At 42.4% G+C, this 17,205-nt stretch carries 17 protein-coding genes; 8 read left to right on the plus strand and 9 right to left on the minus strand.

Features of this window, described 5'->3' with window-relative positions; all coding sequences use genetic code 11:
- Nucleotides 1-24: 24 nt before the first annotated feature.
- The 6 genes from IQ276_RS19685 to lpdA form a co-directional block, all read right to left on the minus strand.
- The gene (locus tag IQ276_RS19685) at nucleotides 25-336 is read right to left on the minus strand and encodes a P-II family nitrogen regulator (RefSeq protein WP_190877030.1); all 312 of its coding nucleotides are present in this window, start codon (nucleotides 334-336) and stop codon (nucleotides 25-27) included.
- A 4-nt stretch (nucleotides 337-340) separates the two neighbouring features.
- On the minus strand, nucleotides 341-1,309 hold the full coding sequence (locus IQ276_RS19690) for a sodium-dependent bicarbonate transport family permease (protein ID WP_193924100.1): 969 nt from the start codon (nucleotides 1,307-1,309) through the stop codon (nucleotides 341-343).
- A 324-nt stretch (nucleotides 1,310-1,633) separates the two neighbouring features.
- Nucleotides 1,634-2,281 (minus strand): carbonic anhydrase, encoded by a 648-nt coding sequence (locus IQ276_RS19695; protein WP_193925031.1) that lies wholly within the window; start codon nucleotides 2,279-2,281, stop codon nucleotides 1,634-1,636.
- A gap of 552 nt (nucleotides 2,282-2,833) precedes the next feature.
- On the minus strand, nucleotides 2,834-3,085 hold the full coding sequence (locus IQ276_RS19700) for a DUF5340 domain-containing protein (RefSeq protein WP_190877037.1): 252 nt from the start codon (nucleotides 3,083-3,085) through the stop codon (nucleotides 2,834-2,836).
- Nucleotides 3,086-3,322: 237 nt separating this feature from the next.
- Entirely contained in the window at nucleotides 3,323-4,213 is an 891-nt protein-coding gene (gene trpC, locus IQ276_RS19705; RefSeq protein ID WP_193925033.1) for an indole-3-glycerol phosphate synthase TrpC, read from the minus strand.
- A gap of 131 nt (nucleotides 4,214-4,344) precedes the next feature.
- Nucleotides 4,345-5,775 (minus strand): dihydrolipoyl dehydrogenase, encoded by a 1,431-nt coding sequence (gene lpdA, locus IQ276_RS19710; protein WP_235115811.1) that lies wholly within the window; start codon nucleotides 5,773-5,775, stop codon nucleotides 4,345-4,347.
- A gap of 14 nt (nucleotides 5,776-5,789) precedes the next feature.
- Here lpdA and IQ276_RS19715 point away from each other — a divergent pair, with 14 nt between their 5' ends.
- A complete protein-coding gene (locus IQ276_RS19715; RefSeq protein ID WP_190877045.1) occupies nucleotides 5,790-5,969 on the plus strand; it encodes a hypothetical protein in 180 nt (59 codons plus the stop codon).
- A gap of 231 nt (nucleotides 5,970-6,200) precedes the next feature.
- Here IQ276_RS19715 and IQ276_RS19720 read toward each other — a convergent pair whose 3' ends face one another.
- Nucleotides 6,201-6,818 (minus strand): helix-turn-helix transcriptional regulator, encoded by a 618-nt coding sequence (locus IQ276_RS19720; protein ID WP_235115812.1) that lies wholly within the window; start codon nucleotides 6,816-6,818, stop codon nucleotides 6,201-6,203.
- Between the two features lie 219 nt (nucleotides 6,819-7,037).
- Nucleotides 7,038-7,301, minus strand: coding sequence for a hypothetical protein (locus tag IQ276_RS19725; RefSeq protein ID WP_235115813.1), 264 nt, complete (start codon nucleotides 7,299-7,301; stop codon nucleotides 7,038-7,040).
- Nucleotides 7,302-7,485: 184 nt separating this feature from the next.
- Here IQ276_RS19725 and speB point away from each other — a divergent pair, with 184 nt between their 5' ends.
- The 7 genes from speB to IQ276_RS19760 all read left to right on the plus strand — a co-directional run bounded on the left by speB (nucleotide 7,486) and on the right by IQ276_RS19760 (nucleotide 15,326).
- Nucleotides 7,486-8,544, plus strand: a complete 1,059-nt coding sequence (speB, locus tag IQ276_RS19730; RefSeq protein WP_193925235.1) for an agmatinase SpeB — start codon at nucleotides 7,486-7,488, stop codon at nucleotides 8,542-8,544.
- A 595-nt stretch (nucleotides 8,545-9,139) separates the two neighbouring features.
- Complete coding sequence (locus IQ276_RS19735) at nucleotides 9,140-9,343, plus strand: transferase hexapeptide repeat containing protein (RefSeq protein ID WP_228042778.1); 204 nt, start codon at nucleotides 9,140-9,142, stop codon at nucleotides 9,341-9,343.
- Nucleotides 9,340-10,320: an SDR family NAD(P)-dependent oxidoreductase gene (locus IQ276_RS19740; protein ID WP_193913187.1), complete on the plus strand. Its 981-nt coding sequence runs from the start codon at nucleotides 9,340-9,342 to the stop codon at nucleotides 10,318-10,320. Before IQ276_RS19735 ends, IQ276_RS19740 begins: the two co-directional genes overlap by 4 nt.
- Before the next feature lie 205 nt (nucleotides 10,321-10,525).
- On the plus strand, nucleotides 10,526-12,868 hold the full coding sequence (locus IQ276_RS19745; protein ID WP_193913569.1) for a monovalent cation:proton antiporter family protein: 2,343 nt from the start codon (nucleotides 10,526-10,528) through the stop codon (nucleotides 12,866-12,868).
- Nucleotides 12,869-13,016: 148 nt separating this feature from the next.
- Nucleotides 13,017-14,597: an eCIS core domain-containing protein gene (locus tag IQ276_RS19750; RefSeq protein ID WP_193913570.1), complete on the plus strand. Its 1,581-nt coding sequence runs from the start codon at nucleotides 13,017-13,019 to the stop codon at nucleotides 14,595-14,597.
- A 215-nt stretch (nucleotides 14,598-14,812) separates the two neighbouring features.
- Nucleotides 14,813-15,049, plus strand: a complete 237-nt coding sequence (locus IQ276_RS19755) for a hypothetical protein (protein ID WP_193913571.1) — start codon at nucleotides 14,813-14,815, stop codon at nucleotides 15,047-15,049.
- Nucleotides 15,042-15,326, plus strand: a complete 285-nt coding sequence (locus IQ276_RS19760) for a type II toxin-antitoxin system RelE/ParE family toxin (protein ID WP_193913573.1) — start codon at nucleotides 15,042-15,044, stop codon at nucleotides 15,324-15,326. Before IQ276_RS19755 ends, IQ276_RS19760 begins: the two co-directional genes overlap by 8 nt.
- Nucleotides 15,327-15,732: 406 nt before the next feature.
- Here IQ276_RS19760 and IQ276_RS19765 read toward each other — a convergent pair whose 3' ends face one another.
- Entirely contained in the window at nucleotides 15,733-16,857 is a 1,125-nt protein-coding gene (locus IQ276_RS19765) for a glycosyltransferase (RefSeq protein ID WP_193913575.1), read from the minus strand.
- Nucleotides 16,858-17,205: the final 348 nt, after the last annotated feature.

Genomic DNA, 17,205 nt, shown 5'->3' on the forward strand with positions numbered 1-17,205 from the left:
TGCTTCATTGGATTTATAATTCTTTTATAATGATGCAACACACTTCATTGAGCGAATTTCCATTACGTCCGAGACGTAACAAGTGCCTCCAAACTTGTTGAGTAGTGGTTTAAGGTTTTCCACAACACGCTTGATTTCTTCTGGCATACAAAAGGCGATGATGTAAACATTATCAAGCATCGTCATATCTAAATCTTCCGCCGTTCCTCGTAATCCTTTGCCAGCAACATTTCGGATTACAGCATGACCATGTACACCAGACTTGTCTAGAGTATCTAAAATTTTGCCAAGCTCAAAAGAGTTGGCGATAATTTCTATCTTTTTAACTAGATGCATGTTATTACCTCCAAAACAGGTTAATTCCGTAGAGATATAACGGAATTCCCACAATAATATTGAACGGGAATGTGACTGCTAGAGCTGTAGAAACGTACAGGCTTGGGTTTGCTTCTGGAACAGTCATCCGCATAGCAGCTGGCACAGCAATGTAAGAGGCACTGGCACACAATACCGCGAACAAGAGCGAATCACCCTGAGGCATACCGATGAATTTGGCGATCGCCAACCCAATGCCTGCATTAACTATTGGAATTAGTATGGCAAATAAAATCAGAAAAACTCCCGTTTTTTGCAAGTCTTTAATTCTCTTGGCAGCCACTAGTCCCATATCCAGCAGAAAGAAGCTGAGAACACCATAAAACATCCCCTGAGTGAAGGGTTCTAAAGTCTTCCCACCACGTTCTCCTGTCAAGAAGCCTATTATCAGGCTACCAACCAAGAGAAAGACTGAACTGTTAAGAAATGCTTCTCGCAAAACTTCTCCCCAAGCAAACTCTCGCTTTTCATCTACGGAGAATAAATTCACTAGGATCAGACCAACGATGATGGCTGGAGATTCCATCAGGGCGAGGGCTGCTACCATGTAGCCATCAAAGCCAATACCAAGCTCGTTCAGAAAGGAGCTAGCGGTGATGAAGGTGACAGCACTGATAGAACCGTATGTTGCAGCGATCGCCGCAGCATCGTAAATAGCTAACTTCAGCTTGAGGATAAAAAATGTGTAAAGGGGGACAAAACAAGCCATCAACATGGCTGCTGCCAGCGTCAGAACTACTTCCTGAGTGATTCCGCTTTTGACGAGTTCTACCCCTCCTTTAAAACCAATCGATAATAGTAGATAAAGCGAAAGCAGTTTCGGCACTGGTGGAGGAATTTCTAGATCTGACTTGACAAAAACGGCAGTCATACCTAAAAAGAAAAACAGGACTGGCGGATTCAGGATGTTGGATACTATCAAGCTGACATCCATTTCCACCCCTCCTGATACTGGTAAAGTTGGGAATTAAAACAATTTGTCATCTGAAAAAATTTAATGGCTCGATCATGATGTATCGTGTCTTGTTACCCAATGTCAATCGGGCAATGAAAAACTCCACCCGTGAGGGATGGAGTTTTTGGGAGTGGGGAGTGGGGAGTGGGGAGTGGGGGAGATGAGGGGGATGAGGGGGATGAGGGAGTGGGGGAGGAGATTATAAAAAAGCTTCCCACACCTCCCAGACCTGACAATGCCCCACTGCCCACTCCCTACTCCCTACTCCCCACCTTCACCAGCCATTTTTGGCTTGACAGAGTACTACTGTATATTCCATTCCAAAAGCAAGGGACAGTTATGCAATTGCCATTCCAAGGTTGAAACGTTCAAATCTTTGATTAATCCAGTACTGATATTTAGTACCCAGCCATGAACCATAGGCGCTTTTGGCGTATAAAGTACCTGACGCATGATCGAAGTTTGGTAAAGATTTTTCACTTGCGCCGCAACGTTCATTTCCGCCAAACGGTTCAGACGTTCTTCTCTTGTTGGTAAGGCATCAATTTCTGCTTTTTTTTGTAAATACAATTCCCGAATTGGATTTACCCAGTTATCAATAATGCCGATGGTTTTCCATTCTAAAGCCGCCTTAATTCCTCCACAATCGTAGTGACCACAAACGATAATGTGTTCTACTTTCAGATGTAGAATTGCATATTCTAAAACTGCTAAAAAGTTAATATCTGTCAGAGAAACTTGATTAGCAATATTACGATGTACAAATAACTCTCCCGGTTCTGTACGGGTAAAGTTTGTTAAGGGCAAACGACTATCAGAACAACCGATATACAGAAAGGGTGGTGTTTGTCCGTCAGATAATTCTTCAAAGTAGTTCGGGTTTAGAGCCAGTTTCTCGGCAACCCAAGCCTGATTATTTCTGAAGAGTTGATTAAGGCTGTTATATTTCATTCTTTCATCAAATTGAAGAAGAATTCAGAATGGGCTACGCCCCGCTGCGCTCACAGGAGTCAGAATTCAGGAGTCAGTTCTACTGAATACTTAACTCCATTCTGATGACTGATGCTTTGATTCTGTATTTTATAGATATTTTAGCTGATTTACATTTATTTATAAAGCAATATCAAATTCTTCAGATCTAAAATTTTTCTAAAGCTGAAAATTAGGATTTTTGTATAAATTTAGATTATCGATTTTTAATCTTCGTATATAACCGTACTTAATTATTTCCAATCAACAATATACCCGAATTATTAAATAATTCGGGTATCTCAATTTGACAATTTTTACAAATAAAATACGATTGCCATAGCATGTCTAGATATTTTTACAGAGCAGACAAACTTAAGTGTTAAGCTAACGTAACAAGGATGGAAAATTCCAGATTGAAACATTTAATACCACTTGGAAAAATGATTGCGATAGATGGATTCACAGAACCCTTTAAAAGAAATCAATTCTCAATCCAAAATCCAAAATTCAAAATCCAAAATGGTATCAGTTTCAATCAGGGGCAACGACTTTGCTACCGTTATGATGGTTGATTGACCAACGGTGATCGACACCCAGAGAAGAAAACTGACAAATTTCTTCTAGTCGTTTTTGTTGCACAGCAGCTTTCCGGAGAGTAATAATTAGCTGATTCACCTGATGCCGTAAATCGGGATTATCGTTTACTGCTGACATTGTTTGTCTTTCTAAAAGTTGAAGTATAAGTTCGTAGTGGATAGGTGAAGGTAGGGGAATTTGCTCCATGAAGTTAGAATTTAATTTCAAATTTGGGATTTTTTATGAGTCAGAGTTTGTCTCTTGTTAATGAATTGTTACATAAGAAATAACTAATTGTTTAGGGCTTTGATTTCCCTAACGATGAAGATTTGGCAAAGATATTGCTGATATTAGGCAGCAAAATGCTGTATATCCACGTATAGTATGCCCAATTGTCTAACTTTTATGTGCAGTGACCCTGCAAACAGCAGGGTGAGTGTTTTTTTAGAAATTCCTGGGCAACAGAGGAGCGATCGCAGCGCCGGGATCTGGTTGTTTAACTAAAGATTCTCCAATGAGTACAGCGGATGCACCTGCTTGAACTACCAAACTCAAGTCATCTGGTTTGTGTAGTCCCGACTCGCTGACAACGAGGATGTTTTTCTGTTGCATTTGGCTACCTCTTGCAGCCAAAAGTTGGCAAGTAGTTTCGAGGTCAACAGAAAAATCTTCCAAATTGCGATTGTTGATTCCAACTAAGGAGACCCCATCTAAGGCTAACACACGGTCAAGTTCTGCCAAACTGTGGACTTCAATCAAGGCAGTCATTTTCAGGTTGTTGGCAATTTTCAGGAAGTATTGCAAATCTTTATCGTTGAGGATAGCCGCAATCAACAAAATGGCATCAGCACCTTGAATTCGTGCCAAGTACATCTGGTACGGATAGATGATAAAATCTTTGCACAGTAGGGGCAAATCTACCGCAGCGCGAATCTTGGCTAAATTGTCAAAGCTGCCCTGAAAAAATTTGGCATCTGTCAAAACAGAAAGACAGCTGGCACCACCTTGATCATAGGATTGGGCGATCGCTACTGGATCAAAATCTGCTCTTAAAACCCCTTTGCTGGGAGAAGCTTTTTTCACTTCCGCAATCACTGCTGGCTTTGTTTTCCCTTGGCGCAAAGCCGCAACAAAATCACGGGTTGGCGGTGCGGAAAGTACCTGATGTTGCAATTCTCGTAAAGGTAACCTTTCCCGCATTTGGTCAACTTCTACTTCTTTATGCCAGACAATTTCCTCCAAAATATTGTTTGGTTCTGAATTAGGCACGGCAGCCTGATAACGCAACATGGATACAGCAATAGCTGGATTAGGTGAACGGCGACGGATTTGCATAAATTGGGGATTGGGGAGTGGGGAGTGGGGAGTGGGAATGGGGACTGGGGACTGGGGACTGGGGACTGGGGACTGGGGACTGGGGAAGAATTCTTCCCAATCCCCAGTACCCAATACCCAATCCCCAATCCCTAAATAGCGATCGCTCGTTTATAAGCTTCGTCTAGGACTTCTGAAAGTGTTGGGTGGGCGTGGACTAGATGGGCGAGATTTTGGACAGATTGACGGTTAGCGATCGCGGCTGACGCTTCGTGAATTAAGTCTGAGGCGTGGAGTCCAAAAATATGGACGCCCAAGACTTCTCCTGTGTCTTTGCGATAGATCACCTTGGCAATACCGTCGGCTTCATTTTCTGCTAACGCTTTGGAATTTCCTTTGTAATAACTCCTACTGGTGGCGATTTCAAAGCCTTCGGTTTGTCCCAATTCCTTAGCTGCTGTTTCTGTTAAGCCCACATAGCTAACCTCTGGGTGGGTAAACGCCGCTGCGGGGATGCTGCGATAGTCTACTATCTTCTCCCTGCCAACTATGTTTTCCACCGCGATGATGCCTTGAGCAGAAGCGGCATGTGCTAACATCATTTTGCCATTACCGTCACCAATTGCCCAGAGATGCGGCACTACTTCGCCTGCTGACAATACTGCCATGCGATCGTCAACTGGGATAAAGTTCCGGCGATCGAGTTCTACGCCTACAGACTCTAAACCAAGATTTTGCGTCGCTGGGATGCGTCCTGTAGCCACCAAGCAAGCATCTACTTCGATGACCTCTACATCTTCTTTGGTTTTGAAATCTGCTAATTCAATGACCACTGGTGAACCGGGGATGACTTTTTTGGCGTATATCCCCACTTTGGTTTCAATATCGCGGGGAGTAATCAGCACCCGTTCAGCCAGTTTGGCAATGTCCCGGTCAAATCCTGGCATTAACTGATCTAGGGCTTCAATCAAGGTGATTTCACAGCCCAAAGCTGAGTAAATATCAGAAAATTCCAAGCCGATGTAACCACTGCCAATAATTGCTACCCACTCTGGTAGTGATTCCAACTTCACACCTTGATCGCTGGTGAAGACAGTTTTGCCATCTACTTCAATTCCTGGAGGGACAAAAGGAATTGAACCAGGGGAAAGGATAATGTCTTTGGCTGTGATGGTTTTTTCGCCGCCGTCTCCAGCGATGGAGACTTTTTGTGTGCCGGCGATTTTTCCCCAGCCTTTGATGATATCGACTCCCAGACGTTTGAGACTGTTTGTTAAGTCGCCTTGAATCTTCGAGACAAGATTGGTAGCATGATTGGCGATCGCTTGGCGATCGAATTCCACGCTACCAACTTGAATTCCCAGTGACTTGAGGTGGTGGGCATTTCGTAACTCCCGCACACGTCCAGATGCTGCTAACAGTGCTTTAGAAGGAATACAGCCGCGATTAACACAGGTTCCTCCCATATCAGCAGCTTCAATAATCGCTGTTTTTAAACCGCAACTCACGGCGTGTAGGGCTGCGCCATGTCCGCCCACACCAGCGCCGATAATTACTAAATCGTAATCAAATTCTTGACTCACGTTAGTTTCCCCGTGTGCTTCGCCTATTTATTCTCAACTTGACCGACAATCAACGCAACCCCTTTAACAGTTATCAGTTATCGGTTGTGAGTTTCGTTGCTGGGTTTAAGCCCCTACTACATAGTTACCAGTTATCAGCGATCGTTGAACACCAAGAACTGGTAACTGATTTCAATACCCCACCATACGCCTGATAACTGTTCACTGAATTTTATCTTTGGATGTTGCTAATTCACTCAAATTATGATTCAGGCCGCAATGGCTAAAAGATGGATGTTTTCAGTAATTATAATCAAATCCACATACTTATTTTTTTTATACTGTCAAGGGAGTGGGGAGTGGGGAGTGGGGAGTGTGGGAGATGGGGAGAAGTTGCAGCAGTTTTTCCCCTGCGCCTCCACTTTCTTGTTCTGATTCCTGAATTCTTAATTTTGATTTTGATCGCGATCGTCAAGCATGACAGATGCTTGTCGCTTAGCGTGAATGTTTTTCATATGCTTTTTCACGGTATTGATAGTTATGTAAAGCTTACTAGCAATTTCTTTGTAGGTGTAGTTGTTTCTGTAGAGGAACCAAATTTCTGCTTCTCGTCGCGTCAGTTCAAATTTTTTAACTTCGGTGAGGGCGACATGTTTGAGACACTCGTATTTATTTTGTATGGTTACCAATAAACAAGGTAGATCAAATCCGTCTAAATCAAGTAGTCTGACTCGAATCCTAAAAATATTTGATTTGTCAAGGACAATTTCATCTGAAACAATAATCAATTTATCAGCAAGCCAAGACTGGTTGCTTAGCAATGATTCACAAAGATTCCAGATAGCTGACGGTGCAAAATTATCGTGACAATTTTCGGGATTCAATTGACAACAAATTTGATTAGCAGATGCGTTAGCATGAAGTACTTTTCCAGCCTGATTTAAAATTAAAAGACCATCCTCTAACCCTTCGATTACTTCTTGCAAAAAATCAGCTCGCTTTGAGTCATAGTTAATATTTTCTTGCCGTTGTGTTTCAATTAATGTCTTTGTTAGAGTTATCATAGGAAGTATTTTAATATACCAAATGCTACTGGATTTTGGAATTCATGGAGTTGGGATATTCACCATGAATTTTCTAGATGGTTACGTGAATAAATTTGTTGATCGTTAGAGTTAAACTAAGCTCACGAAATTAAATTTAAGTGTTAGTTTTGACAAAAAAATAAAAAGTACTTAAATTTAACAGATTGCGTAGTTTTTTGGAATTAACTTAGGCATGATTTATATACAACTCTGAAATTGTCTATTTCGGAAGCCGTCTTTAATACATTTACGATCGCCGCCGTTCGCGTAGCGTCTCCCTGAGGAGAAGTTTTGATGTCTGTTGACTCGCCGTTCTTCCCTAGTCTGAAAGCTTGCTATGCACAGGCTTTGTATTAGAAGAAGGGTAGCAGTTGGCTCAGATTGGGCGATTTTTGCGTCATCAACAACGTAGTCAAAACGTATTGAAAGCGCTTGTACTAAATAGCGATCGCCAGAAAACATAATAATTATTTAAGTTGAAATAAAAATATACATACGTATATGCTTATGGTGATATTTGCTAGCAAATCTGAGTTAGAAAGAACGTATTTATAATGTATGTAGTTTAGCGGCGATGAAAATTTTTCATTAGAATGCAGATGTCTACTAGGCGGCGTGCTGTCTACCTAAATACAGTAAATAATCGATGAGTAATCAACTACAAGACTACAATCCCAGCGGCGTAGGTGAAATAAATGGCAACCTTTTCGGTTTACCATTCGATTACGAGTCTGCAAACTTGATTGTCTTTGGTGTACCGTGGGAAGTGACTGTTTCTTATGGCGCAGGTACAGCTAACGGGCCACAGCGGATTCTGGATGCTTCGACTCAATTAGATTTGTTCGATTTCGATCGCCCCGATGGCTGGAAGCAGGGAATTTTCATGGTGGAAATCCCCCAGGATATTTTAGAAAAGAACAAATATTATCGCACCTTAGCGGCGAAAATTATCGCAAGATTAGCCGAAGGTAAAGAACTCTCAGATACACCAGATTTAACGCCTGTGCTGACAGAAATTAATCAGGCTTGTCAACAAGTTAATCAATGGCTGTTTGAGAATTCTCAGAAAGCAATTAAGAATGGTAAACGAGTCGCAGTCATTGGAGGAGATCACAGTTCGCCGTTAGGTTATTTCCAAGCATTAGCGGCTAAATACCCAGACTATGGGATTTTGCACATTGACGCACACGCAGATTTACGCGATGCCTATGAGGGATTTGAATTTTCCCATGCGTCTATTATGTTTAATGCCATGAAAATCCCGCAAATTTCCAAGTTAGTGCAAGTTGGTTTGCGTGATATTTCTCATGATGAAGTGCAATTGATTGACGAATCTGATAGACGCATTGTTGCTTATTACGATTCTGCCATTCAACAAAAGCTTTACTCTGGCACAACTTGGATTTATTTATGTCGAGAAATTATCAATCATTTACCTGAGTATGTTTACATTAGCTTTGATGTGGATGGTTTAGATCCAAAACTTTGTCCGAATACAGGTACTCCTGTTCCAGGTGGGTTGGAATTAGAGCAAACATTTTGTCTGTTTCGGGAATTGGTAAATAGTGGCAGAAAAATTATTGGCTTTGATATTTCCGAAGTCGGTGATGGTGAGTGGGATGGCAATGTTGGGGCGCGGGTTGTTTATAAGCTGGCGAATTTGATGGATTTATCTTGGCAGAATTCAGGAGTCAGAATTCAGTAGACATAGCGGTTTTTGCATGGGTGAGGTACAGAAAAAAATAGATCCTCGTAGGTTAGCACCGCTGTGCATTGGTGTCAACTTAAGCTCAAATGTTTGTTCTACATAGGTTTTACCCCCCTTAATCCCCCCGATGCATTGGGGGGAAATAAATGCAGTTCCCTCCCCTTTACAAGGGGAGGGTTAGGGTGGGGTAATTCTAGGACTGGTTAGTGATTCGATAACTTGTAGTTAAAAGCCTCATCATTGGAATTCGGAACTTGGAAGTTGTACCTTTTTACTCGAAGTGTCGAGTTCAGAACTCGGAAGTTGCACCTTTTTGCTCGAACTGTCGAGTTAAAAAGGCGATGGCTTGACCTTTAACCCTCGAAGTTGCACCTTTTATCCTCGAAGTTGCGCCTTTAACCCTCGAAGTTGCACCTTTAACCCTCGAAGTTGCACCTCTGAACTTAAAGCTTGCGGCTTTGAATACCAATTGTCGAGTTCAAAAGGCGTAGGCGTATTCTGTCAGAGACATCGGTTTGTTTGTTTTGATAATTGGTCAATAGCGATCGCCACAAACTTTGTAACCAACTTATAGTAGTTGTAAAAATATAAAATGATGTTAAATGAAGCGAATCTCGAACAACGTTTACTGACTCTTGAACAAACAGTTGCGGATCTCAAACGCCGAGTCATTGATGCGGCTATCTCTAGTAATTGGCTGGAAAAGGTTATTGGCTCAATCTCTGATGAACCAGCATTTTTGGAAGCTTTAGAATATGGGCGATCATTGCGACACGCATTTAATCAGCAATTATGAAACACCTCGAAGGTAAAGTCACATTAGTCACAGGCGCAACGCGGGGAATCGGTCGCGGAATTGCTATTGGCCTGGGTGAAGCAGGTGCAACTGTCTACATTACTGGTCGCAGTTTAAACAGTTCCTATGCCAATGATGATATTTCTGGGACTCTAACTGAAACGCAATTAGCCGTTGAGCAAGTCGGTGGTATATGCATTCCCGTCCAAGTAGATCACAGCAATGACGAGCAGGTGCGTTTGCTCTTTGAACACATCCAAGATGAACAAAATGGACAACTCGATTTGCTGGTAAATAATGCTTACTCAGGAGTCAAAGCAATAAGAGACGCTTATGGGCGTCCTTTTTGGGATGGTGAGCCAAGTATTTGGGATGCTAGTAACAATGTTGGTCTTCGTAGTCACTATGTAGCCAGTATTTTTGCTGCCCGGATGATGACTAAGCGTAAATCTGGACTAATTTGCACTATTTCCTCCTGGGGCAGCATGTCCTATCTATTTAATACAGCATATGGTGTTGGGAAAGCAGCCTGCGATCGCCTCGCCGCTGATATGGCTGTTGAACTCAAACCCTATAATGTCGCTTCTGTTTCCATTTGGCCGGGTATTGTTGGGACTGAGCAAATTTCCCAAATGGCCTCTGAAGTCAGCCAAACAAATGCTACTGACCAGAGAAACTCATTTTTCAGTAGCCGTTATAACTGGGAAACTCCGTTATTTACTGGTCGAGCGATCGCTAAACTGGCTGTCGATCCAAATATCATGCGTCGTACAGGACGCTTGCAAATTGTTGCCGAACTCGCTAGCCAATATGGAATTGTAGATGAAAATGGCGATCGGCCTGCGTCGTTACGCTCTCTACGTTTTGTGCTACCAGCTGCATTGCCTGTACTGAGAAATTACTCAAAACTCATACCCGATATTAAAATGCCGTGGTCGCTGTTGCTACTGAATGCCCTCAGTTCCCCTAAAGTTTAAAGGGTGTTGGGCATTGGGCATTGGGCATTGGGCATTGGTTATTCTTTCTCCCCCTGCCTCCCCTGCTCCCCCTGCTCCCCCTGCTCCCTCATCCCCCTCATCCCCATGCCCCATGCCCCATGCCCCATGCCCAAAATAAACTATCCTGAGATATATAAAACTTTGTATCCTGTGTTTAATAGGTTAAATAATTCTTTTAAAACTGGTGCAAGAAGATTTTAGGTTAATTGTTGATTTAGTTTCAGTTTTGGCGGTTGCAGCCTGTGGCGGACTGTTAGCGGCACTTTTGCGACAACCGGTGCTGCTAGGGTATCTCATTGGCGGGATGATCGTCGGTCCGGCTGGACTGGGACTGATTAAAGAAGTTATTCAAGTAGAGACTCTGGCACAGTTCGGGGTGGCGTTTTTATTATTCGCTTTGGGTGTAGAATTTTCCTTTGCGGAACTCAAGAAAGTAAAAGCGATCGCTCTGGGTGGAGGTGGACTCCAGATTGCTTTGACGATTTTGGTCACGGTTACGGTATGCGGGTTAACTGGTGCCTGGGGAACGTTACCTGCTAAGGGTATGTTTTTGGGCTGTATTCTCTCCTTGTCTTCCACGGCGGTTGTCCTCAAGTCGTTGATGGAACGCAATGAAACAGAAACGCCCCACGGACAAGTGATGTTGGGTATTTTGGTAGTCCAAGATTTGGCGCTGGGATTAATGTTGGCAGTCTTACCAGCCCTCAACCAACCCCCAGAAACCATTGGCATCGCTGTACTCACAGCGCTGGCGTACATTGCTTTATTTGCTGCCGGCGCAATCGCAGCAGGGATTTGGCTGATACCGCCTTTGTTGCGACTCTTAGCCCGTACTGAAAGCAAAGAGCTATTTTTATTAGGCGTTGTAGCTTTATGTTTGGGCATTGCCTTGCTGACAGAGTATTTGGGGCTGTCCATTGAAATGGGGGCGTTTGTTGCTGGGTTAATGATTTCTGAGGTGGAATACGCCGACCAAACCCTGACTTACGTCGAACCGTTGCGAGATATCTTTGCCAGTTTGTTTTTCGCTGCCATTGGGATGTTAATTGACCCGGTGTTTTTGTGGAATAACCTGGAATTGATTTTAGGGTTGGTGGCAATAGTTTTTGTTGGTAAGTTTCTCATTATCACCCCCCTAGTGAAACTGTTTCGCTATCCTTTAAAAACAGCCATAATCGCTGGTTTGGGACTGGCGCAAATTGGGGAATTTTCCTTTGTTCTCGCCAGTGAAGGGCAATCCTTGGGGCTGGTGTCCCGACGGATATATTTACTGATTTTGGGAACCACAGCTGTCACTCTTGTGTTAACTCCATTTGTTCTGCGGTTGGTGCCATTTTTATTTACCTTCGCTGAATCAATGCCCTGGTTGAAACCGTATTTAGCAGAAGACCAGCCACGGGATATGTCAGAAGATTTACCTTCAACAAATCATGTGGTGGTTTGTGGCTATGGGCGAGTGGGCAAAAATTTAGTGAAGTTGTTGCAGCAACATGACCTACCTGTGGTAGTAATTGACCAATCAGAAAGTAGAATTCAGCAGTTGCGTGATGCTGGGGTGTCTTATGTTTATGGCAATTGTGTGAGTTTACACGTTCTGGAAACTGCCGGAGTCAATCATGCCAAAGGAATGGCAATCGCACTTCCTGACCCCATGAGTACTCGTCTTTGCTTGAAACGTGCTTTGGAATTGTATCCAGAATTAGATTTAGTTGTCCGCGCTACCCACAACAGAGATATTGAAGTGCTGTATCAACTGGGAGCCAGAGAAGTGGTGCAACCAGAGTTTGAAGCCAGTTTAGAAATGGTAACTTATTTATTAACTGGCTTAGGCTTTTCCCAAGCTGTAGTCCAACGGGAAATGCAGCAAATCCGCAACGATCATTATTTAGAGTTGCGACCAGAACGTTCTGCTACTCAAGTTGCCTACGATTTGCGCCAAGCAACTCAGGACTTAAATCAGCGCTGGTATCCTCTGCCATCTGGTTCGCCTTTAATTGGCATGAGTTTAGAAGAAGCCGATATGCGCTACTTAACAGGAGCAACTTTGATGGCAATCCGCCGCGCTAACGGCGATGAAATCGATTATCCCAGTAATCAAACTCGTTTAGAAGATGGCGATCGCTTGCTGGTAGTAGGAGCAGATGAGGAAGTGGCAGCTTTAGCAGAATTCGCCAAGGGACAAGCAGCTATTCCCGGAGAAAATAGTGCTTGTCAGTGGTTGACAGTGAATACTGACTCTCCAATGCTGGCTAAAACTCTAGCAGATTTGGGTATTAGCAAACAATACGGCGTACAAGTGCAGGCAATCCGGCGCGATGGCAAATTTATCCGCTATCCTGATGGCAGCATGGATTTGCGAGTTGGTGACCAAGTATTGTTGTGCGGTAACTTGACAGGTCTGAGTCAACTAGAACACTTATTTGGCCTCCCAAGTTCAGTACCCCTTTCTTTGCCCGTGGTGAAAGCTACTGAGGTAGAAGCGCTCAAAGAGTTTCTGCCTGCAGATAATGTGACAGAGTGTAATTGAGACTTTCTATTGCACTCGGAAAAAGTTACAGTGCGATCGCTGGAAATACTTGTAATTTACGACTTAAGTCTATGGCGATCGCAGCCCAATAAACTATAAAATCCATCTGAAAAATATGCTACATACCAGCTAATGGAGGGAGGGAAAGATGAGCGATCGCACCCTTGGACGCAAGAAAGCAACCGCCTCAACTTTTTCCAATGCATCGCTTGTTTCACCAACAACTCCGACCCTGGCGAATCCAACACGAGGCTTTGGTTTACCCACAAATAACGTAGTTCAAACGGCAACTGAGGTATCAACAGAACTACAAGAAGTACAGTCTGCTGATGAGCGATCGTTAGATGAACAAGCCATCAAAGAAAAGCCGATTACTCACGACATTAGTCGCATATCTCTTCGTCGTCCCCAGGCAAAGCTGACGGTTGGAGAACCAGGCGATCAGTATGAGCAGCAAGCCAACATGATGGCAAATCGAGTCATGTCAATGCCGGCACCGACTGTGCAATGGCAGATGCTATCAGGGGAAAGGGAAGCACCGGGAAATAATGAGTTAACGGCACATGAGTTGACTCATGTAGTGCAGCAAAATCATTTTGCTCACAAAAAGCATAGTTTTCCCAAGGTATCTTCATCTGAGATGAGGTTGGATACCAAAAACGATCTAGTAACAGAGATAACCCAAGCTCCAACGAGTGTTAATCTTCAAAGGAATTGTGCTGAGTCAGTTGTGGCAGATGCAGAACAAACCGTGAATGTACTCTATAATCCAGATTTCAATACCTTCTACGGTTCTGTGGAGCGTCTGATTGGTCACCATCTAATATTCAGAAGTGATGAAGGCCAGCGAGTCAGGGAGTTGACCAGACAAGCTTTATATGAAATTCACGATACAACGAGTGTTGCAACAGGACACATTACGATCGGTTTCACACTCTTAAGGTGCCCTGAGACAAGACGTGTTGAAAATATCCAGTTGCGGGAAGTACTTGATGATAGTACACGGCAAGCCCTTCAACCAGACCAGGCTCCAGAACCACAGGAAGCAATACCCTCTGGCGAATCCTCTGAGGAGCAAGGCTACATCTGTGGACCAGATGTTACCAGAGCTGTTCGTCAAGCTCTTGGAGAAGTCGAGGAATACTTTTCTAGCCTACCCATTGCTGAAAAAATTAGACAATGCAGAGCTTTGCATGATCCAATTTATGCCCTTTATGCATGGGACTTGACTGACTTGTATCACGGTAATGCTGGTTGGATCGATGTCTATACAAATATGCGCTCTTGTGCGACACCAGGCCAATCGAATGCCGAGTCTGATGATGAACCTGAGCAAGATTGTAGGCACTCTGTCAGATTCGATGGTGTATGCTCTCTTGCAGGTACAGTTAACTATCTACAATGGGGGCAAATGCACAGGTTATGTAACCAATGCGCCCAATCAGATGAAAACCAAGGATTCCGAGGAGAAGTTGGATGGGAATATCCTGCAGTTACATTACCTCTTCTTCCAACAGAGTTCAACCAAAGAAGTATGGAGACTTATATCAATTTGTATAAGGGCTGGGGGATGGTTGAGAATCCAGCACATCCTTTGTCTTTTGCTCGAGCGGCTTTTAGTTCAGGTGCTAATGCCAGTTCGCCTTCTGGGAATCGCCAACATTGCCGTGGGGTTTGTGAATATTCTCACAGTAATACTTCTTGGACGTGGTATCCAGGGCATCATTAAGTGGGTAAACGATGATCTTGTAGTGCGATCGCTTCTCTTGTAGCAACTATCTTGATTGTCAAGCGATCAGCTACGCTGGGCGGTTACGCCATCGCATTTGACTGTAGTTTATCCAAGAGCGATCGCACACCATCTTTATTAATTAGTAGGTAATAATCCTTTGAGATATATTAAGAGTTGTGTTATCAACACTTCTGAGTTAGAGGATAAAGCAATTGAGTAACCTAGATAAAGTTTTAGATGCGGCAATGACTCTTCCTTTAGAGCAGCAAGAAATCCTGGTAAAAATTCTCAAAAAGCGAATTATTGAAAGTCGGCGTGATGAAATTGTCTCAGATGCAGCAGCTTCCATCGCTGAATTTCAAGCAGGTAGGCTCAAAGTCCAAACTGCTGCCGAAACAATTCAAGAATTAAGGGAATATCTCAACAACCCAAGTGGTGCTGATGTCTAAATTAGTTGTCAGTAGCAAGTTTAAAAGAGCTTTCCGAAAATTTGTTCGTCGTAATCCTGACTTGCAAATCAGAATAGAAGAAACTATTACCGCTATGGAGAATGATATATTTGCTGCTAACTTGGGTACTCATAAGCTAGATGGCAAGCTATCAGGTTTACTCTCCTGTTCTTGTGGATATGATTGCCGCATAGTATTCTCACTGCAAACTGATGATGAGAGTGAAGAACAAGTTGTTCTTTTGCTGGACGTTGGTACTCATGATGATGTTTACTAGTTCAATACAACCATAAAAGCCCACTAACCCAAAACTGCGATCGTGCTGACAGACATGGGTTTACAGATAAATATTTAAAATATTTGATAAAAATCGATAATTTCAGCCCAAGAAGCAGGAAGCAATTAATTGCTAGGATGTGAAATTGTTAATCCTGCCAGCATTCCTAATTTAAGTTTTAATGAGCGATCGCACACCTGAAATGCCAGACCTCCCGAATCATTAGCCAGAAATTAAAGTGCGATCGCCCCTATAATGATCTTGGAAATAATGGGGTCTTGAGCGATCGTCCAAATAGTACTACTCACTATCAATGCTTTTAGCTAAATCGAACATCTGCTGAGACGCGATCAGTAACTAGACCTTTATTTCAGTGGTGGCGCAATCCATACGTCTTCCACGACTCTCATGAATTGGTTACCAAATCATAAATACTTTCTAGCTTGGCAGTTTGTTTGCGAATATCAAAATTTTCGCAAATAAACTCTCGTCCTTTAGTACCCATACTTTGAGCCAAACCACGGTCAGACAAGAGAATATCTAATTTCTCTGCCACACCTTTATCGTCTTTTTCTGCAACTAAAAAGCCAGTTTCTCCATCTAAAACAGCATCGGGAATAGCACTATGCCAGGTAGAAACTATTGGCAAACCACAAGCAGCAGCTTCCAAGATTGCAAGCGGTAAACCTTCACTATTGCCGTCCTTTGCTGTTTGACTGGGTAGAGAAAATATTTCTGCACCTCGCACCATTTTTTGAACTACTTCATAAGGTTGTGCCCCCAGAAAATTTACTCTGTCACTAACACCAAGCTCACTTGCTAGAGTTTTAAATTTTTCAGTCAATGGACCAGTTCCCAACTGGACAAGTGATACATTTGGATGCTTGTTTGCAATACGTGCAAAGCCTTTTATGAGAGTATCAATGCCTTTTTTTTCAACATGTCTGCCCACACACATAATATATCTTTCATCTGCCGATTCCGTCTTGGGGGCAAACTTTTGTAAATCTATACCACTATTGTGTTGAATAATTTTATCTTTTGGATAGCCATATTCAATCATTTTTTTATACAAAAAACTAGAAAAAGCAATGAATTTGGATGCTTTTTCCTTCATTTCTTGCTCATACAAAAGAAATTGATAAAATGCTGGATTACCAGACAGCCACATATTTTTACGTGTCAGTGTGATATCATACCCGTAAAATGTAACTATGAAAGGAATATTTAATTTTTCTGCTAATCGCATTCCATAAATACCATCCGGGCCAAAATGAGCATGAATTAATTTTAAATTTTTTAACTCATTGTTATTTTCAAACATATTTGTTGAAGCAGTTAGTGCATAAAATAACTGCTTGATATTCAAGAAGTCATTATCACTAACAGCAACATGATCAAAAGGAATTTCTTTTAAGAGGCGACAACTAACAAATAAAGGCTTGTATCTTTGTAAATTATGAGCTTGCTCTCCAATAAAAGTTTCTGACACTCTTGGATAGGCTCGGCGATACATACCAACTAGTTTCATGGTGTTACTCCTAATTTCAATTTAGTATTTTTCTTTCCAAAAATGAACGAGATATTGGGTACAAAAAAACTGTATTGTATCCTTTCTAACTTTTGTATTATTGACTTATTTGTAGTATCATTTTGTCCAAATATATTTACTGAAATAATGATTCAGGAAATATTTTTAATGGGTTTTTAGATAGCAATCCTAAATCAGTTGTGAGATAAAAATGGGTGAAAGCCTTATAAATACGTACTTTTTAACTGCGTATCTTCTCACGTCTCAATTCGTATTGCTATAGAGGAAAGTAGCATAAAAAATAGAAAAATGCTGAATTATTTGATCAAACCTGACTGGGTTGGTGCT

It is taken from the genome of Desmonostoc muscorum LEGE 12446 (genome assembly GCF_015207005.2).
Lineage (GTDB): Bacteria > Cyanobacteriota > Cyanobacteriia > Cyanobacteriales > Nostocaceae > Nostoc > Nostoc muscorum.